Here is a 21,828-nt window from a genome sequence, read left to right as displayed (position 1 = left end):
AATAGAAAATCCGGGCTGATCATCCATCTGCCCGGATTTTTCGTAAATGCGTGCTAATCAGCGGGCAAACAGCCCGTCGAAATCCTTGAAACCCTTGACCTCGATCGGGTTGCCGCTCGGATCGAAGAAGAACATCGTGCGCTGCTCGCCCGGCTCGCCTTCGAAGCGCACCACCGGCGGAATGTCGAAGGCGACACCCTTTTTCTTCAGGCGTTCGGCCAGTGCCAGCCAGTCGGCGAGCTCCAGCGCAACGCCGAGATGCGGCATCATCACCATATGGTTGCCCACCTTGCCGGTGCGCGTTACTTCGAACGGCTTGCCCAGATGCAGCGAGATCTGGTGGTTGAAGAAGTCGAAGTCCACCCAGGTGTCGGTGGACCGGCCTTCCTGGCAACCGAGAACGTCGCCGTAGAACCGGCGGGCCTCGTCGAGGTCGGTGACATGATAGGCCAGATGGAAGAGAGAACGCATGCGAGAGGCTCCGTTGGTGAAGGGAAAGTGGGAAATCAGCGAATGGTGAGGCTGCGCGGCAGGCTCGACAGCGGTTCGGCGCCGTGCTCGGTGACGATCACGGTCTCGGAAGCGCCGACGGTCCAGTGCCCGTAGCTGCGCAGCGTGGCTGGCAGGTGAAACACCATGCCCGCTTCGATCGGGCGGGAAACATCGGCGAAGAGGGAGAGGATCGCCCCCTCGCCCCAGTCCGGCGCAAAGGCGACCCCCATGGAATACCCGATCCGCTTGCGGAAAGCCGGGGTGTAGCCAGCCTCGTCGATCACCGCCTGCGCCGCATTATGCGGGACGCAACAGGCCACGCCCGGCCGGATTGATGCCAGTGCGGCATCCAGCGCGTAGAGCGAGCAATCCATCATCCTTTGCGCTTCGACCGGCGGCGCTCCGAGCCAGACCGTGCGCATCAGCGCCGCGTGATAGCGGGCGTGGCTGCCGGCAAGCTCCAGGAAGACGGGATCGCCGTCGCTCAACCTGCGCCGGCGCCATGTCATGTGCGGCAGGCCGCTGCGCGGTCCCGAAGACACCAGCGGCTCCATGGCCATCGCCTCGGAACCCACCTGCGTTGCCGCATGAAGCATCGCCGCCGCAATCGCATTCTCATCCGTTCCGGCTGAGCAGGCCTCGATACCGGCGATGATACCCGCTTGCGCATAGCTCGCCGCTCCCCGGATAGCGTCGAGTTCGGCTGCAGATTTTAGCATGCGCAAGGGCGGCAGGATATGCGAGCCGTCCAGCAACTCGCCGACGTTCAACCGCGCGGAAATCTCGGCGGCAACCCGCGGCGACAGAAACCAGCCCCCAAGCTCCATCGCCGGCTTGCGGATCTGTTTCGCCTTGAGGACCGCCAGCAGGGCATCGACGGGATTTTCGCCGTCCTGGTAGGCCACGATATCTTCGAGCCAGGTATTGGCGACCGCACCGAACAGCTCCAGCTGCCGGACGATGAGGGTCGGCTCGCCCTCTGCAGGAAGGACCAGCGCCTGGAAGGCGAAATAGCCTGCCGTCTGGCGGCCGGTCAGCCAGTAGATTGTTTCGGGACCGGAGACGATGATCGCTTCCTGTCCGCTGGAATGCAAGGCGGCTTGGGCGCGTTTCTGGCGATCGAGGAACTCGGCCTTCGGAAAGGCGGCCTCGCAACCGCGCAAGCGCTGAAGATCCTCGGGGAATGCGGCAGATGTCATGGGTCAGGTCTCAATCGCGGGCCAGCCAGCCAAGGAAACGTGCCCTGACGCTGTCGAAATGCAGTTCCATCGCCGCCTGCGCGGCAGCGGTATCGCCGGCCTCGATGGCATCGACCACGGCGATATGCTCGCGGGCCTGCTGGTCGAAGCGGTCATGGGTGCGGGTAATGGTGCAGCGGCGCGCGACGCTGCGCATTTCCGTCAGCATTGTCGCAAGCAGAGGTAGTTCGGCGGCCTGCGCGACGGCGAGGTGAAACGCGTCGTCGTCCAGCCAGAAATTGTCGAAGGCGATATCGCCGCCCTCCGCATAGGCACGCATGCGGGTGCGGGAGTCATCAAGCTCCGGCGTCAGCGCCGATGTCTCGGCGGCCTTGGCGGCCGCCGCACCTTCGAGCAGCCTGCGGATCTGGACGATCTCCAGCAGTTGTTCGACGGTGACCGGGCGAACCATCAGCGCCCCGTTCGGCAGCCGCGAGATGACGTTTTCCTTCTCGAGGCGGGAGATCGCGGCGCGCAGCGGCGTCCGCGAAATGCCGAATTCCACCGCCAGCGTGCGCTCGGTCAGCATCTCGTCGGAGGAGAAGCGGCCTTCCAGAATGCGCTGCTTGAGATCGCGGTAGAACTGCTGCGCCAGGGTTTCCTTGTCGCTCATCGTATTGACGTTTCCCCCATGCCGGCCAGAGCCCCATGCAATGCCTTGACCGCCGCCACCAGATCCGCGGGGTCCATCGCCTCGTCGGGATTGTGGCTGCCGTTCCAGTTGCGCAGGAACACCATCACGCTGTCCCATCCCGCCTGCGCAAAGGCCGCCGCATCATGGCCGCCGCCCGATAGCATGCGGCGGGGCGTGTGCCCGAGCACGACTGCGGCCTCGGCGATCTGGTCGCCGAGTACCGCCGAAAGCTTCGTCGGTTGGCTGCGCGATTGTGCCCCCAGCGCAAACCGCACGCCCCGCGCCGCCTCGATCGCCTTGGCGTCGGCCAGAAACACCGCGTCCATCCGGTCGAGCACGTCCACATCGTCGCTGCGCAGATCAACGCAGAAATCGACCCGGCCCGGTACTTTCGCAAAGGCATGTTCGGGCGTTGCGGCATCGACCCGGCCGAAGGTCACGGCAAGGTCGTCTCCCGCCCGCAGCGCCTCGTCCCAGCGACGGTCCATGGCGACGATCAGGTCGGCAAGGGCGAATACGGCATCCGATCTCTCCGACCTCGCCGGCCCACCGGAATGCGCCCAGGTGCCGTCGATCCGGGCCTGCCGGTAGCGCAGACCGCCGCGCACGCCGCTGACGATCCCATAGGGTTCATGCGCGGCATGCAGCACTGTGCCCTGCTCGATGTGCAGCTCGATGAAGCGTGCCGGCGCAAGAGGAGTGTCCGTCAGGATGTCGTCAGGCCGGCCGCCTTCCGACAGGATATGATCATGCAGCGTCCGGCCGGTATCGCTGCGCACCGCCTGCAGCTCCTCTGCGGTAAGCCGGCCGAGTGCGGCGCGCGAACCCACATAGGACACGGGGAACCAGACGCTTTCCTCCGCCCGGGTGACGGTAACGACCAGATCGACCGGCGGCGGTTCGCCGCTGTCGACAAAGGCTGAGGCAAGCGCCATGGCGCCGGCAACGCCCGCCTGCCCGTCATAGGCACCGCCCATGGCAACGGTATCGAGATGGGATCCCACGTGGATGGCAGGGGAACTCCGGTCCTTCCCCGGCAGCCGGGCAAACAGATTGAGCGCGGCATCGCGGGTGACGATCAGGCCAAGCGCGGTCGCCTCGTCCTCGATGACGCGATGCGCCTGGCTTTCCAGCGGGCTGTAGGATGGGCGCGTGAATCCCGGACCACCCGCCGAAATCGCGTTGATGCGGTCCAGCAGCCGCTCGACGGTATCCTTGACGATGTCGCTCATAGGGCAGCCTCTGCATGAAATTCGATCGTGGTCGCTGGGCGGCCTCCCGCAAGCGCCGTAATGACGTGCCGGGCGGCGGCGATGGCGACGCGCTGCAGCGCCTCCCCGGTTGTGCCCCCCAGATGCGGCGTAAAGATCACTCTGTTGGAGATCGCGAGCGCCCCGGTCGGCGCCGTCGGCGAATAGACGTCGAGGCCCGCAGCAGCGATGGTGCCGTCTGACAGCGCCTGCGCGAGGGCCTCCTCGTCCACCAGCCCTGCCCTTGCCGTATTGACCAGGATTGCGCCTCGCTTCGTCGCCGCAAAGGCAGCAGTATGGAACATGCCCCGCGTCTCGTCCCGCAGCGGCGTATGCAGCGAAACGAGATCGGCGATCGCCAGCCCCTCGGCGAGGTCGGACACCCGCTCGAACTTGCCCGTATCCGGATTGCGCGGCGAATAGACGATGACGCGCATACCAAAGGCGCTGTCGAGCATCTGCCCGAGCCCGGCGCCGGTCGCCCCCCAGCCGACGATGAGCGCCGTCTTGCCGGAGAGTTCCTGGAAGACATGGCCCTCGCGAAACCCACGGCTGCCGGATCTGACCGCCTGATCGGCGGCAGGAATGAGCCGGGCGGCGGCAAGCGCCAGCCCCAGCGCAAGCTCCGACACCGAGCGCGCATTGGCGCCTGGCGTATTGCAGACCAGCACGCCCTTGCTTGCGGCGGCCCTTTTGTCGACGGGGTCGTGACCTGCGCCGTGAACGACGATCACTTTCAGGACGTCGGAGGCGGCAATCGCTTCCCCCGACAGGCCGGCGTCACGGGTGATGACCGCCTGGAAGCCGGGGATCCACCGAGAGACGGTCTCCATATCCGCTGACGGGCAAAACACCGGCTCGATCCCGGCCTCTGTGAGGAGAGCCAGTCCGTCCGCATGGATCGGCTGAACGATCAGGCATCTCATCGCTTGTGCCTCTGGTTCGAAAGGCTGAGGCGCCCGAGGATGGCGTCGCGGGCATGGGCGATATGTTCGTCCATCAGCCGCGCAGCACGCTCGCCGTCGCGACTGCGCAGCGCCTGGATGATATCGAGATGCTCCTCACAGCTCTTGCCGAACCGCTCGGGAACCTGGCTATGGTCGAACATGCAGGTCCGGCGGCGCAGGTCGCCGATGGTGCGAACCATCATCTGGTTGCCCGCGGCACGCGCCAGCGCATAGTGAAAGTCGTCGTCCACCTGCCGCTGCTCGTCCTCTTCCCCGGGTCCCTCCCGTTGCAGGTCGAGCACGCGACGCTCTAGATCGTCGAGGATACGCGGATCGATGGTCACCGAATTGCGGGCACACTGCCGCTCCAGGACGCGCCGCAGGAAGAAGATTTCCTCGACTTCGGCTTCCGTCAGCGTGCGGACCTTGAGAAACCGCCCTTCCTGGACGGCGAGCCCCTCCGCCTCGATGCGCTTGATCGCCTCGCGCACGGGCGTTCGCGACATGGCAAGTTCGTCGCCGAGCTTGCCTTCCTGCAGCAGATCTCCCGGCTTCAAAGCGCCAGCCAGGATCATCTCGATGATGCTGGCGTAAGCCTGTTTGGCGAGCGGCTTATTCATCGACCTGCTCCCGTTGAAGATTGCTCATCTCAGATTTTTCCTCAAGCCCTGCCAATGCGGCTTTGAGCGCCTGCGATTGGGCGAGATACAGCGTTTCCGCCTCATCCTGCAATATCACCTTGAAGCGCACCGGCGCACCGGTCATTGCCTGCGCAAGCCGCGGAAGGTCGATCGAGGCCACCGTGGCGATCTTGGGATAACCGCCGGTCGTCTGCCGTTCGGCCATCAGCACGATCGGGCGCCCGGATGCCGGCACCTGGATGGACCCGCTGACTGTCCCGTCGGAGACGATATCGTGCCCCAAAGCGGCGCGCACCAGCGGCCCCTCGAGCATTTGCGCCATACGGTCGCGCTGGCCGGAAACCACAAAGCCGGTTCCAAGGAAGTCCTGCCAGGCGGAGGCATCGAAATGATCCGCCTGCGGCCCTTTGACGACCCGCACCGGACCGAGCGGACGGCGAAAAGCCTGCGTCAGCGCAAGCATGGGTGCCGGATGTGTTGTCCCCAGCGGCAGACGATCGCCGGCCGCAAGCCGCCGCCCTTCGAGCCCGCCGATGCCGGTTCGTAAATGCGTGGAACGGGCGCCGAGAACCGGCGGCGTCTCTATACCGCCCGACAGCGCCAGATAGCCCCACACCGCATCGCGCATGGCGCCGATCTTCAGCACCTGGCCCGGTACAAGCGCAAAGCTTTCCCAGCCATGCCGGCGCTCGCCATCGACTGTGATCTCGACGTCGCCGCCGGTGACCGCAAACCGCACCGGCTCAGCCGCTTCGAAATGCCCGCCCACATGCGCGAACTCGAAAACCGCCAGCCCGTCGTCATTGCCGACAAGGCGATTGGCCATCCGCATCGAGGGGCCATCCATGGGTCCAGACCCCGACACACCGAGATGCTGCAGGCCTTTGCGACCGAGATCCTGGACGGTCAGCATCGGCCCCGCCTGCCTGATCAGAATGCTGCCCATGGGCTTTCCCATTCTGCGGCAAGAGTGCCCTGTGACGAAGCTGCATCGAGTGCCGCCGCCTCGTCCGCCTCGACGGGGCGAAAGCGAACCCGGTCGCCGGCCCGCAGCAGGAAGGCGTCTTCTCGCGCCGGATCGAAGAGCTTCAGCGGCGTACGGCCGATAAAGCGCCAGCCGCTGGGCCCGGGCACGGAATTGATGCTGGCCTGCTTGCCGCCGATGCCGATGGCGCTCGCCTCGATCCGCTGGCGGGGAACCGCAAGGCGCGGCGTGTGCAAAACCTCGGGCAATCCTCCGAGATAGGCAAAGCCCGGAGCAAACCCGATCATGTAGACCCGGTATTCGGCCGCCGAATGCAGGGCAATCAGGGCATCGGAGCTCATCTGCTTCATTTCGGCGAGCTCATCGAGGTCCATGCCGACCGGACCGCCGTAAACCACCGGCACTACGATCCGCCGCTGCGCAACGTTTGCGGAGGAGATGTCCGCCAGACGTTCAAGCAGTAATGGCGCCAGCTGTTGGCCGCGCACCAGCGCCGGGTCGTAGACGACCAGTAGCGACCGATAGGTGGGAACCGTTTCGACGATCCCGTCGATCGCCTTTGCCGCAAGACTGTCGGCCAGCGCCACGACCCGCCGGTTGGTCTCTTCGTCGATCTCATCGGAAAGCTCGATGACGAGAGCGCTGTCGCCGCAGGCAGCGATAAGGGGGAAGCGCCGTGGCGCAGGATCGCGCTCCGTCATGTCATCGTTCCCATTCCCAACGGCGTCCCTTAGCAATGCCCAGCGCCCAAAACGATCTGCGACCCTTCATAAGACCTGCCGACAAACGATCCGTCATCGGCTAGCCTACGCCTGAACGGCACCCGTCCGGCCATGTCGCAACCCGCTTGTCATTTCAGTACACCAAATGTATGTCAAGACAGTCGCGGGCTTTTTGGATGCCGCGCCGTGGCTTTGAAGACCCATCTGAGGATAGCGCACCATGCCGACCATCGATCTGAACTGCGACATGGGCGAAAGTTTCGGCGCCTACAAGATCGGCGACGACGCAGGGATGATGGAGACCATCTCGACGGCCAATATCGCCTGCGGTTTCCATGCGGGCGACCCGAGCGTCATGCGCGACACGATCCTGGCGGCCAAGGCAAAGGGCGTGTCGATCGGCGCCCATCCCTCGTTCATGGATCTCTACGGCTTCGGCCGCCGGCGTATTTCCGGCGAGCGTCCGGAAGATATCGAGGCCCAGCTGATCTACCAGATTGCCGCCATCCAGGGCATGGCACATGCGCTGGGCTGGCCGATTACCCATGTGAAAACGCATGGATCGCTGGGCAACATGGCCGCCGAGGATGCCGATCTTGCAAAAGTCTGCGTGCGCGCCATCCAGGCGGTCGATCCGCACCTCGTCTTCATCACCCTCCCCTATTCGCAGACCATGAAGGCCGCAGTAGCCGCGGATCTTCCCGTCGCCTGCGAGGTCTATGCCGATCGCCGCTACGACGAAAAGGGCATGCTCGCCTCCCGCCAGCTGGAGGGCGCCGTCATTCACGACCTGCAGCAGAGCGTCGATCAGGTCCTGTCGATGGTTTGCGACAAGCGCATCCCGACAATCGGCGGCAATTTCCTGCCCGTGGAGGCGGCAACCGTCTGCATCCACGGTGATACGCCCGGCGCCGCGGTGACGGCCGCCGCCCTGCGCGGCAAGCTCACCGCGATGGGCGTCGAGATCGCACCCTTCACCAAAACATGAACGAGAGAAACGACTTGACCCGTATTGTCTATCTGAATGGCGACTGGTTGCCGGAAGCCGAAGCCAAGGTGTCGATCTTCGATCGCGGCTTTCTGTTTGCCGACGCCATCTATGAAGTCACGGCCGTGGTCGGCGGCAAACTGCTCGAATATGCCGGCCATGCCGCACGCCTGCAGCGCTCCACGGCAGAGCTCGGCATCACCTGCCCGCTGACACCGCAGGCACTTCTGGAGGTCCATCGCGAGATCATCCGCCGCAATGCGCTGGAATCAGGCCTGATCTACCTGCAGATCTCCCGTGGCACCGCGGATCGCGATTTCGCCTACCCTGAGAACCCGACCCCGACGCTGACCCTGTTCACGCAGGCAAAGTCCGTGCTCGAAAATCCCAAGGTCGCGACCGGCATTTCCGTCGCCTGTGTCCCGGACGAACGCTGGGGCCGCCGTGACATCAAGACCGTGCAACTGCTCTATCCCTCGATGGCGAAGATGGAAGCAATGGCAAAAGGCGCCGATGACGCCTGGCTGGTCGAAGACGGCTTTGTCACCGAAGCCAGTTCCGCCACCGCCCATATCATCACCAGAGATGGCAGGCTGGTGACGCGCGGCCTGTCCAACGCGATCCTGCACGGCATTACCCGCGCCAGCGTGCTGAGCATTGCCGAGACGGCGGGCATCCCATTTGAAGAACGCGCCTTCACCCCTGATGAAGCAATGAAGGCTGCGGAAGCTTTTATCACCTCCGCAACCAATTTCGTTCTCCCCGTGACGGCAATCGATGGCCATACGGTCGGGGACGGTAAGCCTGGGCCACTGACGCTGCGACTTCGCGAGCTTTATATCAAACAGAAGCTGGCTGATGCGATTTGATGACGTGACGCGGCCGGAGACAGGGAAATGCCCTTCACTCCCTTGAGGTCGTCACCGGCGCGGCAACCGATTTCGGGCAGCCGAAGTTTGTTGCCGCCCGCCCCCCCAAAATCCCCGGATTTTCTGGTAGCCCGAAGGCGGGACTGTTCCACGCCCTGCACAGGCATTGAGAGACCGCGTCCGTGAAGGACCTCTCGCCGTAAAGGAGCTCTCGCCGTGGAGCACCATGACGCCAGCCTGCCACAGCGCGCAGATCGCAGTCTCATACCTCGCTGCATCCGAAGAATCTAAATGCATAAATAATAACCCCGTCAAAATCACGGTGAAAAAAGCGCCATAAATCCTTGTTATTTTCAGAATACGCCCTGTATACTGAAAATGCGAACATCGATATCAGCGCGCATGCTGCTCCCAAGGATTGGGCGCAGAAACATAAAAGAGGGGTTACTGCATCATGAAGAACATGCTCCGCGCCGGCCTGGCCGTGCTTCTCGCCAGCCTTGCCGCACCCGCTGTCGCGCAGACCGCCTGGGATATGTCGGTCGTCTGGCCGCCCGGCAATTTCCACACCAAGAATGCCATGAAATTTGCCGAAACGGTCAAGGACGTCACCAAGGGCGAGGTGGTCATCACCGTGCATCCCGGTGGCGCTCTCGGCATAAAGGGTCCCGAAGGCATGGCCGCGGTGCGCGACGGAATCGTGCCGGTCGCCGATATCCTGATGAGCCAGCAGGTTGGCGAAGCGCCGGAGCTGGGCATCGAAACGCTGCCCTATCTGGCGCCGACCATGCCGGATCTGGCGCTGCTGCACAAATTCTTCCGCCCGAAGATCGAGGAAGTTGCCACCTCGATGAACCAGAAGCTGCTCTACATGGTGCCATGGCCGGGCCAGGCGGTCTATTCGCCGAACAAGATCGAGACGATCGAAGACCTGAAGGGCCTGACGATCCGCGTTGTCGACGCCAATGGCCACAATTTCTTCAATGCGCTCGGTGCAGCCCCCGTGCAGATGCCTTGGGGTGAAGTCGTGCCGTCGCTGGCGGCCGGCACGATCAAGGGCGTGACGACATCCTCTTCCTCGGGCGTCGACGGCGCCTTCTGGGAATTCAGCAAGAACATGAGCACGTTCAACTGGCAGGCGTCGAGCAACATCGTCACCGTCAACCTAGACGCCTGGAACGCCCTGTCGCCTGAACATCAGAAGGCGATCGAAGCTGCCTCCAAGACGCTTGAAGGCGAATTCTGGTTGGTGAGCCGTGCCGAAGACGACGCCAAGCTCGCCATCCTGAAAGACAAGGGCATCGATGTCTCCGCACCGTCGCCGGAACTGCAGGCTGCCCTGATCGAACGGGCAAAGCCACTTTGGGAGGAATTCAAGGCCCGCGTTCCGGACGCCGCTCCCTATATCGACGCCTATCTGAAGGCCCAGAACTGACGCCATCGTCCGACACTCGCCGTCACCGATCCCAAGCGGTGACGGCAACCCCTTGTGAGCGCATTCCGGAGAATGGCCATGGACCCCAGCCCATCCCAACGCTTTTCACGCGTGATCGACCCGATCGATGACTTGACGTCGCTTGGCAATGGTCTTGCAGCCCTCTGCCTGCTTGGCATCTTCGTGCTGATTGCCGGAGAAATCTTCCTGCGCAACATTCTTGGCTTTTCCTTGAGCTTTTCCTGGGACGTCGCCGCCTATCTGATGGGGGCCTGTTTCATGCTCGCTGCCGCCAGCGCGCTGAAGTCCGGAAGCCATGTGCGGGTGACGGCCATCGCCGAGATGCTTCCCCTTCGCGGCGCCCGCTTAATCGAAATGGCCGCTTGCCTGATCGGACTGGCTATTTCCATCGCCCTTTGCCACGCCCTGATCGAAATGGCGTTTCTCTCCTATCAGCGCGGCTCGACCTCCGCTTCGGTGATCCGCACCCCCCTGGTCTGGCCGCAAGCCGTGATCGCAATCGGCGCCGTGCTCCTCTGCCTGCAGATGGTGGCGCAATGCTTGAGATTGCTGCGCGGCGAAGCACTGACCACCGGACCGGGACTGGAATAGACCATGGGAAAGATTTCACTCAGCCTTCTCGGCCTGATGACCCTGATTCTGGGCACCGGCGTGTGGATCGGCCTCGGCCTGATCGGCACTGCCGCCGGCCTGCTGATGCTGTACCGGCCGAATCTGCCGTTTTCAAAGCTGCTGGCTCAGCAGACCTGGAACACCCTGGTGTCTCCGGAAATGCTGGCGCTGCCGCTGTTCATCTTCATGGCCGACCTGCTGTTCCGCACCAAGATTTCAGAGGCCCTGTTTTCAGGCCTCGCCCCCTGGCTGCGTCGCGTGCCCGGACGGCTCAGTCACATCACGGTCCTTGGCTGCACCCTGTTCGCCTCGGTCTGCGGCTCATCCGCCGCGACGACCGCCACGGTTGGCCGCATTACCGCAAAGGAACTGATCTCGCGCGGCTATGACCGCGATCTGGTGACCGGCAGCCTGGCCGGCGCCGGTACGCTGGGCTTTTTGATCCCACCCTCGACCATTATGATCATCTACGGCGTGATGGCGGAGGAGTCCATCCTGCGGCTGTTCATGGCCGGCATCCTACCAGGTCTCCTGATGGCCGCAGCCTATATGGGCTATATCGGCATCCGTGCCTATATGAAGCCGTCGCTCGTCGGCGCCACCCCGCCGTCCACGACACTACGGGAAAAGCTCGTGGCGCTAAAGGATCTAGGCCCCCTGCTGTTGCTAATCATCGGCGTTGTCGGCTCGATGTATGGCGGCTTCGCGTCGCCGACCGAGGCGGCCGCGGTTGGTGTCGGCGGCTCGATGCTGATCGGCTTCTGGCAGCGGACCCTGAACTTGCAGCGCCTGATGGAAGCCGCCCGTCAGGCGGCCGACAGTTGCGCCATGATCGGCCTGATCATGGTCGGCGCCATGTTCCTCTCCACCACCGTCGGCTATCTCGGCATGCCGGCCTATATTGCCGGAATGATCGAAGGCTGGGGACTGTCGCCTTTCGCGCTGATCGTCGTCCTGCTGATCTTCTACATCCTTCTCGGCACGGTCATGGAAGGCCTCGGCTGCATCGTCATGACGCTGCCGATCACGCTTCCCCTGGTCATGGCAGCCGGCTATAGCAAGGTCTGGTTCGGGATCTTCATCGTGATCGTCGTGGAAATGGCGCAGATTTCACCGCCGGTCGGCTTCAATCTGACCGTCATCCAGCGGCTGACCGGCGACAGCATGGCGCGTATCACCCGGGCAACGATGCCGTTCTTCTTGATCATGGCCGGCTTCGTGATCCTAATTGCATTGTTTCCCGGCATCGTCATGCTGGTGCCCGATATGATGAGCAGGCCGTAGCCCGGCCATAGGCCGTGCCCCCTCGGATGACATCGGCAAACAATCACTTGCCGGCATCCGAGGCGGTATTGCGCCGCAAGTAACGGTCCATATCTGTCTGGCCCCGCCACGATCCCTGTCCAAACGTCCCCTTCCAGCCATGCGCCTCTATGGCGGGACACACGCACTGAACAAAAGACGTTCAAGCTGCCCGACTTCGAACTGGTTCGCTGACTTGAAGCATCGACCTGTGCTGACGGTACGACGTAAAGGGTCATCCGGCGGCTCAGCCTATACCAAGCCTTGGAACAGCCCTGACCTACGATTGCGGAAGGCTTTCTTCGGTAATGGGCTATCCGGCGGCGAGCTTGCGACATGGCCACGTGTACCCGAAGAAGGTTGATTTCCTAGGCTCTGTGTCAGCGGTCTTAAGGGATATGAACAGCCAACCTTGCACATGAAAGGTGCTAGAAACTCAAACGTGAGGGCCTCACACACAATCAATGCGAGTATCGAGGGACCAAGGTGGTCATTTTAACCAGCCCGCCGTTTATTAGGCCTCCCTTGCGGATATTAATTAGCCGGGCACTAACTATTTCTGAGTAAAAAGGCTTCGAATCTTACACGGAGGCTTTTGTGCCGCTTAGCAGCTGGTCTTTTCAGAATTTCCGAAACCGGATGACAGTCCGTCTGCAAGTTGCCCTCGTTACAGCTGTCACTTGCAGCGCGGCTGTCGGGGTAGCAGCAATCGGAGCCGCTGTGGTTGCAAAAGACAGCGCGCAGGCCAATGCGAACCAGCAGCTTCAGACACTTGCCCGAACTATGGCGGATCGTCTTGACCAGCATATGTTCGAGCGATATCGGGAAATCCAGAACGTCGCGAGTCTTGGGCCGCTACAGACGGTCTGGAGCAAAGACGCTGCGGCGACCCGGACCATCCTAGAAAAACTACAAGCGAGCTTGCCGGAATATGCTTGGCTTGGCTTTGCCACGCCGGACGGCGTAGTGCACGCTGCAACGAAAGGCATGCTGGAGGGGGTATCCGTTGCTCAGCGCCCCTGGTTTGTCGACGGGCTGAAACAGCCGACAGTAGAAGACGTCCACGACGCAAAACTCCTGGAAAAGCTGCTGCGCACGTCACCCGACGAGGCTCCTTTCCGCTTCGTCGATGTCGCTATGCCGGTGTTCGACGAACATCAAGTTCTGGCAGGCGTACTGGGTGCCCATATGAGTTGGACATGGGCTGACGATGTCCGGCGCACCGTCCTAACCACGCAGGATACAGCCAATGCTGCCGAGCTTTGGGTATCTGCCCGAGATGGTAGCCTGTTAATCGGCCCCGCTGATCACAAACTGGATGTTGCACTCCTAACTGAAGCCGCCAGTTCCGAGGGTGTTTTATTCACCGACGACACGTCAAGCGCGCCGATGCGCTCGGCGGTGGTTGCCACCCGGGGCCAGGGAAGCTATCCGGGCCTTGGGTGGGCAGTTGTCGCACGCATGCCGGTTGCGGTGATCTACGCGCCCGCGCATCAATTAGTCCTGCAAATACTGCTGATCGGAGCGGTCGCTGCAGTTTCTGCATCTGCCGTTGCTTGGATGCTTGCCGGCTCTGTGACCAAACCCTTGAAAGCACTTGCCGCTAGCCTAGACCTGATTGGTCGTCAGGCAAACGTCACCAGCGTCGAACGCCAGCATGGCTCACTTGATATACTGCAGCTGTCGGCCGCCGTCCGCTCGTTGTTACGCCGGGTCGGCTCCGCCGAGGCGAGCGAGCAAACTGCAAACACCACGATCAATGCGCTGCAGCGTGAGGCAGAAGATCAAAAAAAGGACATAGAGCAGAAGATCCTGCGCTACGGAGCGGACCTTCATGCACTTCAAAAACTCGCCGATACCGACAGTATGACCGGACTTTTGAACCGCCGTGCTTTTCTTCCTTTTGCCAACGACGCCTGGAATTATTACAAACGGCATGGCCGGGCATTCAGCATACTGATGTTCGACATCGACCATTTTAAGCGCATCAACGATACGTTCGGCCACGCCGCCGGCGACGAAGTCATTCTCGCGATGGGAAATATTATCAGCGCTGGAATCCGCGCGACTGACAAGGTTGCCCGCTTCGGCGGCGAGGAGTTTGTCGTACTTCTGAGGGAAACCGACGAGGCGGCTGCTTTATTGATGGCCAATCGACTGCGCGAGGAGATCGCCAGCACCATCGTCACAGCGGGACAGCAAAAGATCAGCTTTACCACCAGCGTTGGGTGCGCATTCGGGACCAGTTCAGCACGCGATCTGGAGGATGTCATTCAGCGTGCGGATACTGCTCTATACGAGGCAAAGACAAGCGGGCGCAACTGTGTGGCAATGGCCGGCGTTGCTGCAGAAAGCCGACGAACGGCCGCTTGAGATTATTGCACCTCATTATAGGTGTGAGGATAGAAAATAGTGACTTAATTTCGATTGGACCGCCGTATGCGGTGTGGCCACAGCACATTGACTATGACGGGATTCCTACCGGCGTTATTCTTGCCTTCGCTGCAAGGCGGACGGGAGCGCTCTTACGGCGGCGGTCAGTAACGGTCGCCATCAGAGATCGCTCGTCGCCTCCACGCATTGAGGGCATAGGCTAGTTCATCGTCAGACAGGCCGAAGTGGTTAGGAAAGCTGGTGGACGCCCCGATCCGTCTCTTCTGTCGATCAGCGCGAGCCGTTTTTTTGGCGTTACGATCATCGAAACCGATTTTGTCCTTCACTTTTATGATGCGTTCTCCGTACGTCACCGCAGAGATCGCTCTGAAGTCTTGGATGTCACGCCATTCCCATCGTCTGGTTTGAAAGATGTTTTTGTGAGTTAGGCCTTCCGCGTCAATGGTTAGGCGATTTGGTTTGATTGTTGCGGCTGCCAGAATCAGGGCCGGAGCGCCGAAGACCACCACCAAAACAGTGTAAAGAACCACGCTTCCTAGAAACGCAGGGGAGGACAACAGGCCGAATAGATACACCAGCGCAATCATAGATGAGGCTAGAGCCAAAAAGAGGCCGCGGCCTCTGCGTCCCGTTAGTGTAATTGGCTTTGGGTACTGGCTGATTTGGGTTAGGAGTACCTCCGTCCGAGGTTGTGCTGTGGACAGAGATACGATGAAGATAATGGTGAGCGCGGTGGCGAACAAGACGAGCGGCCATCCCCCTTTCTGATCTGCAATGACCGTTTCGATTCCAGCCGATGCGAAGACGAGGATGAGGATAAACATGATCACAATGCGCGGTTTTGACCAAATGATCATGCTGCTTCCTCGAATTTGCCCTTACGGAGACGATCTGAGATTACTGTGAAGACATTTAGTTGGAATGCCTTGTATTTTTAGAGCTTTTCCGGACAGCATATTTCCACGTCATCAGCTCGTTGATCTTGCTTTGCGTGTGACCATTGACGATGGCAGTGAGCGTGGCGCTCAGATGGGCCAGTGGAGCGACGGCATTGAGTTTGCACGTCTCGATCAGCGACGCTATGGTCGCCCAGATCTCTGCCCCAGCATCGTGAGCGGAGAGTGCGTTCTTCCGATTGAGAGAAATCGGCCGGATGGTCCGCTCGACGCTGTTGTTGTCGGTCTCGATGCGGCCGTCTGTCCCCGCAATGCCTCCTCAATGGATGGTGCCATTGACAACCATCTTCGATACGAAGGCTTTCAGCAGGTCGGGATCAAAATATTCCCGGGATTGTAGCATGGTCTCTACAGCCTCAGCCTGAGACCAAGCGCGCTTGTAGGGCCGCACCGACGTCAGGGCGTCATAGATGTCACAGATCGCGGCAACGCGTGCTGCATCGGGTATCGCCGATCCAGATAACCGGTATGGATACCCTGTGCCATCGAACTTCTCATGGTGGTAGAGGCAAATATCTAGAACAGGTTTCGGCGAGTCCTCAATCTGCTTCAGCATCTCGTAGCCCCGTATCGGATGTGTTCGCATCACTCCGAGTTCATCGGTTGTAAGTTTTCCGCGCTTACGCAACAATTCCGCCAGCAACAACATCTTACCCAAATCATGAACAAGCCCGCCTAATCCCAGAAGCCTTACCTTCTCCTCATCCAGGCCGAGCTTCCGCCCGAAGGTAACCATCAGCGCACTGACAGCCAGCGAGTGCAAAAACGTCCCCTCGTCCTTCTTCTTGAGTTTTGCCACGGAGATCATCGCACCGGCATTGGTCATGGCCTCCAACATTACCCGTTCGACAGCCTTGTCCGCTACGTCCAGACGAAATGCCCCTTGAAGCCGAGCTTCCACGAGAAGATCTCTCACACAAGGTCGCGTATCCTCAATGGCCTTTCTTGCTAGCTGGATTTGCTCAGCGCTGAACTTCGAACCGAGATCGGACTCGAAACTGGCAAGAGCAAGCGCGTTACCATCGCGGCGGTCGAGATCGACGTCCAAACCCTTACGCGTGTCGATCACGACACTGATCGCACGGCTGTTCATCAAGAGGTCGATGTCACCCGGAGACGAGATAGAACCAACCATATGAAAAGATGACACTTCCGCAGCCTCGAGTTCGTCAACGTACCTTACGAATATCGAAAGAGCTCAATATTGCCGAGATGCGGCTTCGACTAGCCGCCTCAGACGCTTTCGCCGTTTCGCCACGCGCTATGAACGAAGAAAGATTAACTTCACCGGATCCATCCCGCCGCGATCATGATCTGGAGTTGATTAATGTCGATCGGCCGGCCGGGAAACAAGCTGCCTTCATCTGCTCTCGACCATGCGGCTGTCCCGGTCGATTCGAGGTCAGTAGTTTGAGGAACCGCCGCCGCTTCAACGATACGCCCGTTGCCCGGGACATTTTTGAAGCGACCGTCAGCCAGGCTGATTGCCCGAGGTCTGGTCGACGGCAAGGTCCTTTGTACGGATTCGACCGATCTGAAGGCCCATGCCAACAAGGGCAATTATGACCTCGCAATGCTGCAGAAGTAGCGCTCCGACTCTTGGGCGAATCGCGACCGGGCGATCGAGACAGAGCGCGTGGCCCACGGCCAGAAGCCGCTCAAGAAGAAGGAATGCAAGCCGCAGGTGAAGGAAACCAAGGTCAGCCGCACCGATCCAGACGGCGGCTACCTGGTCCGCGACGGCACGTTTCTGATCCAGCTCCGCCTCATAATCAGGGGCGATGGTCATTTGTTCTTTCCATAGTCCGTCAGCCAGCGCCGCATCGATAATTTAAGTCCGTAAAACTGGCGCCATCAGCTGCAGTGATACCGTTACGGCCCTCGTCTAGCCGCCCGGGCCATTGTATCGTCCTCGTAGCCGGCGCGACGGACCGACTTATACGCTGGACGAGAGCCGCGGACAGCTCATGGCGTAAACTCGACGGCTGGTAAGCCTGTTTCAGTGGCGTCGGTACTTGTGGCTCCCAAATTTTGGTCCCGACACACGCGGTTTCTACCCTGCTGCTTTGCTTCATAGAGTGCTGCGTCGGCCGCTGCGAGAATCGACTCGCGCGATACGCCAGGAACAACCATGCACGATACAAGGCCAATGCTAACAGTCTGCGACGGCGGAGATCTCTCCGTGCCAATTATCCGCGTAAGTTGAACCGCCTGCCGCGCGCGTTCGGCAACGCGAAAAGCGCTGGAGTTATGGTGGTCGGGTAAAATTGCCACAAACTCTTCCCCGCCGTAGCGCGCCAGTAGACCGCTCGGCGAAATTACCTCGTTGAGAGCTTTCGATAGCACCTGCAAGCACCTGTCACCTGCCTGATGCCCATAGGTGTCGTTGAACAGTTTGAAGTGATCGACATCGATCATCATCAGGGAGATTGGGGTCTGTCGCTCAGGGGCGTCCGCAAGCGCCTCATCAAAAGTTTCGTCGAATTTTCGCCTGTTCGCCAGTCCCGTAAGGGGATCCTCGAAAGCCTTTTCTGCCAGTTTGTCGTTCGCCACGCGGAGGAGATCATTCTTGAGGGTGAGCTCTTTAAGCAGCCGTTCGCTCATCTCCTCCGCACGCAATTGCCCCATCCGGTTTCTCACCATCTGAACGATGAATGACGACAGAAAGCAGTAGTATAGAATGCAGGCTGGGATAAAGACGTAGTTGCCATCCAGAAATGCAGCAATTCCCATTAGTCCAAGAACAAGAGCGATGTTGATAAAGGCCGTTCCGGGCATCATGAATGCCCTTCCAGCCGCACCCTGAACGATCGCACAGGCTACGCCAACAGTGATCGTCTGAGTGGTCGCTGATGCTCCATAAAGGAGTACCGAGCAAGAAATACCCCACCCAAGTCCCGAAAGCAGCGATCCTGCAACGAAAAGCAGAACCCATCTTTCCTGCACAGGGAAGGAGGCACGCCTGACGTAAAAATACTCAATAAGGATCCGGATAGCAGGCACGTCACCGCGACAACCGTTGCTACAACGCCTGCCCGGCCCGCCCCAGACCAGGCTGCGCTTCGGCTCGCAAGCGCAATGCCCAGAGTTGCCATAACATGGGGCCTGCTACTGTAAAGCTCGCGAAGGGTAGACTCCACCTGTTCTGGTGAAGCTATGTCGGAGCCCGCCAGGGAAAAAGGATTTAGCATTCCAACCAGACGCATGGCGTTTTCCGGATCGATCGATGACTCTACTGCAGACCTCCCTCATTATTATCAGCTGCTAGTAAAAAATTCGAACTGAACAGGTCGCACTAGACCTATGATGCGTGCTGTCTCCGTTCTTGGTGCCGCTGATCGAGGCGAAGAAAACCGCCGCGTCGCTGCCGGCGACCCGGGTAATCGAGGGCTTGGACCGGTCGTGCGTGGCGCCCTAGCGTTCTGGAAAGCGACCACCGCTTGGAACGCAAGAAAGACAGTGACACCTTCGTGGCCGAACCGGGCATTGAAGAGGCCAAGGCCTTGTTCGAGGCCTGTCGCAAGCTCAAGCACATCATCCTGGAGCTTCTCCTGGACTACTCGACCTCAGATCAGTCCGGCGCACTTGGGAAACTGACCGGAGTGGCCAATATGGGGCCGGGAGCGGCCTGTCCGATGCTGCTGTGCCGAAAGGCGATAGTGGACATCCAAGTATCTGTTGGTGCTGCTGTCCGAGTTTGACCCAAACGCCACCTCTTGTCAGAGGCCTTGGTTCGACTACTTCCCGATCTGGTTCAACTGGCGGTCGAAGTCTGCCGGATCGAAATAATCACGCCAGACCGTGATCACGCCGTTCTCGACCGTCACTGTCCCCATGACGGGCAGCGTGATCCGCCAGCCGTTTTCATGAAGGAAGATGTCGTTCCGCTCGTTCAGCACGACGTTTCCTGCCGCCGCGATGTGCACCACCGTCCAGTCGACAGTAAACTTGTTGCCGATCCCGAAATCGCAGTGAAATTTTCGAACGTTCTCGCGGCAATGGCGCATTGTTCCAATGGCGGTTCGAGAAGGAGGGTGCAGAACGACAGCTCGACGTCGACGGGCCGATCACCCTTGACGAAGCATCCCTGGCGCGGATCGCGGTGGCGAACGGCGTGGGGATCGGCTATTTCATGGAAACCGATGTCCGCGAAGACATCGCAGCGGGACGGCTCGTGCGTATTCTCGAAGACTGGACGCCGCCGCTCGTGCCGCTGTGCCTCTATTATACCAATCGGCGAAATTTCTCCGCCGCCTTCCAGGCCTTTATTGCGCTTGCGCGCGACTACGCCGCCGGGCGGCTCTCACAGCCCTAAGCCTGCTGGTGCGTGGCGGCCGCTTTTGTAAAGTGCGGCTGATGTCCGAACTGCCACGTTACGTTAAACAGGCACGACATCTTCACCCTTTGCGGGATGACCTCCCTAGAGGAGCCGATCCCGTTCCCGATGATCTTGGGCAATGACGCCGCAGGATTGCTCGAAGACGGGACGCCAGTCGTGCTCTACCCGGTGATGGGACAGATACGGTGCCCAGCAGTGCGGGACGCGGGCTGCTGATTTAAATCTTCTCCTTTAGCTCCAGCCCATCCCCGATGTATGTATGCGGGGCAAAGACGGCGGCTGAGAGAGCATGGCTCGGTGTCACAGGGGAACACGGCTTTTGAGCAGTGCCCTGTCTTGATCCAAAGCACTTTCGCTCAAAAGCGCATCGACGAAAAAAGCCATCAAGGCGCGGACACGTCGCGGCAACTGCCTGCGGGGAGGATAGACGAGTTGCGCCGCGGCGCCGGGCGCTTCCTGCCCGGTCAAGACTGCAGCAGAGCGCCTGTGCGCGCCTGCCTCGCATAGGTCTCTGGGGCCTGCACGATACCGATCCCCGCGGTCGCCGCGTCGACCATCGCCTCACCATTGGTAAACGTTGCGACTGCCCCGCAGGTATCGATCGCGACGTCGTTTCCAGCTGCCGAATAGACCATGGACCTGTGACGGCCCGAGGGCGGCAAGAAGGTGATCAGCCGATGCGAGACAAGATCTCTGGCACCTTGGGATGTCCAAAGCGTTCAAGACAGTCCGGACAGGCTTAGGTGCCCTGGCGGAGAAATCCGAGCGGCTTTGCGACCAGATCTTCGCTTGAAAGCTGGCCCACCCGCAACGCTAGATCCGCACCTTCTGCGATGAGGTTCACGTGATGGTCACTCATGCGGACCTCGACCTTCAGCTGCGAGGAACCGACCAACGAGCGCGGACGGCGCGGCCTAACGATGCCAGTGAATGGGTATCATCTGAGGTTCCGTCAATGCGTATGGTCACCGACGCCCTGTGGGCCCGCGCGCGGGAACGCGATGTGGTGATTGGCGACCTGTACGAGAATAACACCAGCAACCGACTGACCGCGACGCGCAGACCAGAATATCTCTTGAGCCGGATGCTGGAATGCGCCGAATGCGGCGGACCCTTTGCCATCAGTGGCAAGGAACGCTACAGCTGCACCAACCGCAAAAAGCGCCTGCCAATCGACGAACTTGGCGGTTCCTGCTGCGGTAACAGCAAGACGATTACGCGTCATGAACTTGAATACCGCGTCCTCAACTGCATCCCGGCGGCCTTCTATTCGCTCGCTACCTTCGACCGAATTTCAGAGAAGATGATCGCGCATGAAGTCTCAGTGCTGAAGCCTACACCATCCTGCAAGGCCTCGCTGGAGGCCGAACTTGGGTCGATTAACACAGCCCAGAAGAGCCTGATGCAACAGATCCAGGACCGGCACGCTGAAGGCCGGCCGCGCCTTGCCATCCTCGATGACCAACTCGATGAACTGGAAGCCACGCGTGGGAAGCTGGTTTTGGAACTTGCCGGCATGGACGCGCCGGCGGAGGATTATCAGGAGAAGATCGCAAAGCTGAAGGAGCAGTTCAATCCCACCAATGTCGAGGTTGCCATTCGCAAACTGCTGTTCCTCGCCCGTAACAATGGCAACGAAGAAGCAAAGCAGCATCTTATGCCGATCGTTCGCGATCTGATCCAGACCGTTGTGATCGGTAAGACACCAGGCCATGAGCCGGCGAGTTTGCAGGTGCACGGCTCGATTGCCAACATCATGGCCTCGATGGAGGTCCTCGATCTGATGAAGCAGCATTTCATCGCTGCGGCAGGCAACGATCTGATGGCGCGGATTGCGTCTGGTGAGATCGACACAGAGGAAAAACGCGAAAAGCTCCTCGGCCAGTATGCCGAGGAGCTTCGTCTTCTTTACCCCGAGTGGGAGAATTTACAAGTTACAGTGGTTGCGGGGGCAGGATTTGAACCTGCGGCCTTCAGGTTATGAGCCTGACGAGCTACCGGGC

The 21,828-nt window shown here is 60.5% G+C and carries 19 protein-coding genes and 4 pseudogenes; 10 read left to right on the top strand and 13 right to left on the bottom strand.

Going from position 1 to position 21,828, the window contains the following annotated elements; genetic code table 11:
- Positions 1-57 precede the first annotated feature (57 nt).
- From ASF70_RS03825 to pxpB, 8 genes are read right to left on the bottom strand one after another with little or no spacing between them, the layout of a single operon-like run.
- A complete protein-coding gene (locus ASF70_RS03825; protein WP_062577588.1) occupies positions 58-471 on the bottom strand; it encodes a VOC family protein in 414 nt (137 codons plus the stop codon).
- Positions 472-506: 35 nt separating this feature from the next.
- Complete coding sequence (locus ASF70_RS03820) at positions 507-1,691, bottom strand: Xaa-Pro peptidase family protein (RefSeq protein WP_062577585.1); 1,185 nt, start codon at positions 1,689-1,691, stop codon at positions 507-509.
- 10 nt (positions 1,692-1,701) lie between these two features.
- Positions 1,702-2,343 (bottom strand): GntR family transcriptional regulator, encoded by a 642-nt coding sequence (locus tag ASF70_RS03815; RefSeq protein WP_062577583.1) that lies wholly within the window; start codon positions 2,341-2,343, stop codon positions 1,702-1,704.
- Positions 2,340-3,596 carry a hydantoinase/carbamoylase family amidase gene (locus tag ASF70_RS03810; RefSeq protein ID WP_062577581.1) on the bottom strand — a complete coding sequence of 419 codons (1,257 nt, stop codon included), beginning with the start codon at positions 3,594-3,596 and terminating at the stop codon, positions 2,340-2,342. Before ASF70_RS03810 ends, ASF70_RS03815 begins: the two co-directional genes overlap by 4 nt.
- The gene (locus tag ASF70_RS03805; protein WP_062577578.1) at positions 3,593-4,540 is read right to left on the bottom strand and encodes an NAD(P)-dependent oxidoreductase; all 948 of its coding nucleotides are present in this window, start codon (positions 4,538-4,540) and stop codon (positions 3,593-3,595) included. The genes ASF70_RS03810 and ASF70_RS03805 overlap by 4 nt, the downstream gene beginning before the upstream one ends.
- Positions 4,537-5,181, bottom strand: coding sequence for a GntR family transcriptional regulator (locus ASF70_RS03800; protein WP_062577576.1), 645 nt, complete (start codon positions 5,179-5,181; stop codon positions 4,537-4,539). The genes ASF70_RS03805 and ASF70_RS03800 overlap by 4 nt, the downstream gene beginning before the upstream one ends.
- A complete protein-coding gene (locus tag ASF70_RS03795; protein WP_062577574.1) occupies positions 5,174-6,148 on the bottom strand; it encodes a biotin-dependent carboxyltransferase family protein in 975 nt (324 codons plus the stop codon). The genes ASF70_RS03800 and ASF70_RS03795 overlap by 8 nt, the downstream gene beginning before the upstream one ends.
- Positions 6,133-6,888 (bottom strand): 5-oxoprolinase subunit PxpB, encoded by a 756-nt coding sequence (pxpB, locus tag ASF70_RS03790; protein WP_062577571.1) that lies wholly within the window; start codon positions 6,886-6,888, stop codon positions 6,133-6,135. The genes ASF70_RS03795 and pxpB overlap by 16 nt, the downstream gene beginning before the upstream one ends.
- Before the next feature lie 241 nt (positions 6,889-7,129).
- Between pxpB and ASF70_RS03785 the strand changes: the two genes are divergently transcribed.
- From ASF70_RS03785 to ASF70_RS03760, 6 genes are all read left to right on the top strand, one after another.
- Positions 7,130-7,897, top strand: a complete 768-nt coding sequence (locus ASF70_RS03785; protein ID WP_062577570.1) for a 5-oxoprolinase subunit PxpA — start codon at positions 7,130-7,132, stop codon at positions 7,895-7,897.
- Positions 7,898-7,911: 14 nt separating this feature from the next.
- On the top strand, positions 7,912-8,766 hold the full coding sequence (locus tag ASF70_RS03780) for a D-amino-acid transaminase (RefSeq protein ID WP_062578355.1): 855 nt from the start codon (positions 7,912-7,914) through the stop codon (positions 8,764-8,766).
- Between the two features lie 454 nt (positions 8,767-9,220).
- Entirely contained in the window at positions 9,221-10,201 is a 981-nt protein-coding gene (locus ASF70_RS03775) for a TRAP transporter substrate-binding protein (protein ID WP_062577567.1), read from the top strand.
- Between the two features lie 78 nt (positions 10,202-10,279).
- Positions 10,280-10,813 carry a TRAP transporter small permease gene (locus ASF70_RS03770; protein ID WP_062577566.1) on the top strand — a complete coding sequence of 178 codons (534 nt, stop codon included), beginning with the start codon at positions 10,280-10,282 and terminating at the stop codon, positions 10,811-10,813.
- 3 nt (positions 10,814-10,816) lie between these two features.
- The gene (locus tag ASF70_RS03765; RefSeq protein ID WP_062577564.1) at positions 10,817-12,118 is read left to right on the top strand and encodes a TRAP transporter large permease subunit; all 1,302 of its coding nucleotides are present in this window, start codon (positions 10,817-10,819) and stop codon (positions 12,116-12,118) included.
- 738 nt (positions 12,119-12,856) lie between these two features.
- Positions 12,857-14,509: a sensor domain-containing diguanylate cyclase gene (locus ASF70_RS03760; RefSeq protein ID WP_162237945.1), complete on the top strand. Its 1,653-nt coding sequence runs from the start codon at positions 12,857-12,859 to the stop codon at positions 14,507-14,509.
- Positions 14,510-14,673: 164 nt separating this feature from the next.
- Here ASF70_RS03760 and ASF70_RS03755 read toward each other — a convergent pair whose 3' ends face one another.
- Positions 14,674-15,387, bottom strand: coding sequence for a PH domain-containing protein (locus tag ASF70_RS03755; RefSeq protein ID WP_062577560.1), 714 nt, complete (start codon positions 15,385-15,387; stop codon positions 14,674-14,676).
- Positions 15,388-15,478: 91 nt separating this feature from the next.
- A pseudogene (locus ASF70_RS24805) lies at positions 15,479-16,294 on the bottom strand (HD domain-containing phosphohydrolase); the annotation flags it as partial.
- A gap of 581 nt (positions 16,295-16,875) precedes the next feature.
- Between ASF70_RS24805 and ASF70_RS24545 the strand changes: the two are divergent.
- Positions 16,876-17,230, top strand: a pseudogene (locus tag ASF70_RS24545) (IS5/IS1182 family transposase); the annotation flags it as partial.
- A 221-nt stretch (positions 17,231-17,451) separates the two neighbouring features.
- Here the strand turns inward: ASF70_RS24545 and ASF70_RS03740 are convergent.
- Positions 17,452-18,267, bottom strand: a complete 816-nt coding sequence (locus ASF70_RS03740) for a diguanylate cyclase (RefSeq protein ID WP_062577554.1) — start codon at positions 18,265-18,267, stop codon at positions 17,452-17,454.
- Positions 18,268-18,885: 618 nt separating this feature from the next.
- On the opposite strand from ASF70_RS03740, the pseudogene ASF70_RS23455 reads away from it, so the two are divergent.
- A pseudogene (locus tag ASF70_RS23455) lies at positions 18,886-19,085 on the top strand (GntR family transcriptional regulator); the annotation flags it as partial.
- Positions 19,086-19,223: 138 nt separating this feature from the next.
- On the opposite strand, the gene ASF70_RS03730 reads toward ASF70_RS23455, so the two are convergent.
- A complete protein-coding gene (locus ASF70_RS03730) occupies positions 19,224-19,493 on the bottom strand; it encodes a limonene-1,2-epoxide hydrolase family protein (RefSeq protein WP_082471741.1) in 270 nt (89 codons plus the stop codon).
- Here ASF70_RS03730 and ASF70_RS03725 point away from each other — a divergent pair.
- Positions 19,484-19,801: pseudogene (locus ASF70_RS03725) on the top strand (LysR substrate-binding domain-containing protein); the annotation flags it as partial. The gene ASF70_RS03730 and the pseudogene ASF70_RS03725 sit on opposite strands and share 10 nt — an antisense overlap.
- Before the next feature lie 488 nt (positions 19,802-20,289).
- On the opposite strand, the gene ASF70_RS23865 reads toward ASF70_RS03725, so the two are convergent.
- Positions 20,290-20,460 carry a hypothetical protein gene (locus ASF70_RS23865; protein WP_156461751.1) on the bottom strand — a complete coding sequence of 57 codons (171 nt, stop codon included), beginning with the start codon at positions 20,458-20,460 and terminating at the stop codon, positions 20,290-20,292.
- Positions 20,461-20,780: 320 nt separating this feature from the next.
- Here ASF70_RS23865 and ASF70_RS03720 point away from each other — a divergent pair, with 320 nt between their 5' ends.
- Positions 20,781-21,809 (top strand): zinc ribbon domain-containing protein, encoded by a 1,029-nt coding sequence (locus ASF70_RS03720; RefSeq protein WP_062577549.1) that lies wholly within the window; start codon positions 20,781-20,783, stop codon positions 21,807-21,809.
- Positions 21,810-21,828: the final 19 nt, after the last annotated feature.

Origin of the sequence: Rhizobium sp. Leaf321 (genome assembly GCF_001423215.1) — a bacterium.
Lineage (GTDB): Bacteria > Pseudomonadota > Alphaproteobacteria > Rhizobiales > Rhizobiaceae > Neorhizobium > Neorhizobium soli.
The sequence above is the reverse complement of the archived record's forward strand: the minus strand, read 5'-3'. Positions and strand labels throughout refer to the sequence as shown.

Excerpts from the sequence above, each read along its gene's own strand:
- ASF70_RS03800 (WP_062577576.1), bottom strand. The coding sequence starts at position 5,181 with ATGAATAAGCCGCTCGCCAAACAGGCTTACGCCAGCATCATCGAGATG.
- ASF70_RS03820 (WP_062577585.1), bottom strand. The coding sequence starts at position 1,691 with ATGACATCTGCCGCATTCCCCGAGGATCTTCAGCGCTTGCGCGGTTGC.
- ASF70_RS03805 (WP_062577578.1), bottom strand. The coding sequence starts at position 4,540 with ATGAGATGCCTGATCGTTCAGCCGATCCATGCGGACGGACTGGCTCTC.
- ASF70_RS03795 (WP_062577574.1), bottom strand. The coding sequence starts at position 6,148 with ATGGGCAGCATTCTGATCAGGCAGGCGGGGCCGATGCTGACCGTCCAG.
- ASF70_RS03775 (WP_062577567.1), top strand. The coding sequence starts at position 9,221 with ATGAAGAACATGCTCCGCGCCGGCCTGGCCGTGCTTCTCGCCAGCCTT.
- pxpB (WP_062577571.1), bottom strand. The coding sequence starts at position 6,888 with ATGACGGAGCGCGATCCTGCGCCACGGCGCTTCCCCCTTATCGCTGCC.
- ASF70_RS03770 (WP_062577566.1), top strand. The coding sequence starts at position 10,280 with ATGGACCCCAGCCCATCCCAACGCTTTTCACGCGTGATCGACCCGATC.
- ASF70_RS03765 (WP_062577564.1), top strand. The coding sequence starts at position 10,817 with ATGGGAAAGATTTCACTCAGCCTTCTCGGCCTGATGACCCTGATTCTG.
- ASF70_RS03810 (WP_062577581.1), bottom strand. The coding sequence starts at position 3,596 with ATGAGCGACATCGTCAAGGATACCGTCGAGCGGCTGCTGGACCGCATC.
- ASF70_RS03720 (WP_062577549.1), top strand. The coding sequence starts at position 20,781 with ATGCGTATGGTCACCGACGCCCTGTGGGCCCGCGCGCGGGAACGCGAT.
- ASF70_RS03825 (WP_062577588.1), bottom strand. The coding sequence starts at position 471 with ATGCGTTCTCTCTTCCATCTGGCCTATCATGTCACCGACCTCGACGAG.
- ASF70_RS03755 (WP_062577560.1), bottom strand. The coding sequence starts at position 15,387 with ATGATCATTTGGTCAAAACCGCGCATTGTGATCATGTTTATCCTCATC.
- ASF70_RS23865 (WP_156461751.1), bottom strand. The coding sequence starts at position 20,460 with ATGGTCTATTCGGCAGCTGGAAACGACGTCGCGATCGATACCTGCGGG.
- ASF70_RS03740 (WP_062577554.1), bottom strand. The coding sequence starts at position 18,267 with ATGATGCCCGGAACGGCCTTTATCAACATCGCTCTTGTTCTTGGACTA.
- ASF70_RS03730 (WP_082471741.1), bottom strand. The coding sequence starts at position 19,493 with ATGCGCCATTGCCGCGAGAACGTTCGAAAATTTCACTGCGATTTCGGG.
- ASF70_RS03785 (WP_062577570.1), top strand. The coding sequence starts at position 7,130 with ATGCCGACCATCGATCTGAACTGCGACATGGGCGAAAGTTTCGGCGCC.
- ASF70_RS03815 (WP_062577583.1), bottom strand. The coding sequence starts at position 2,343 with ATGAGCGACAAGGAAACCCTGGCGCAGCAGTTCTACCGCGATCTCAAG.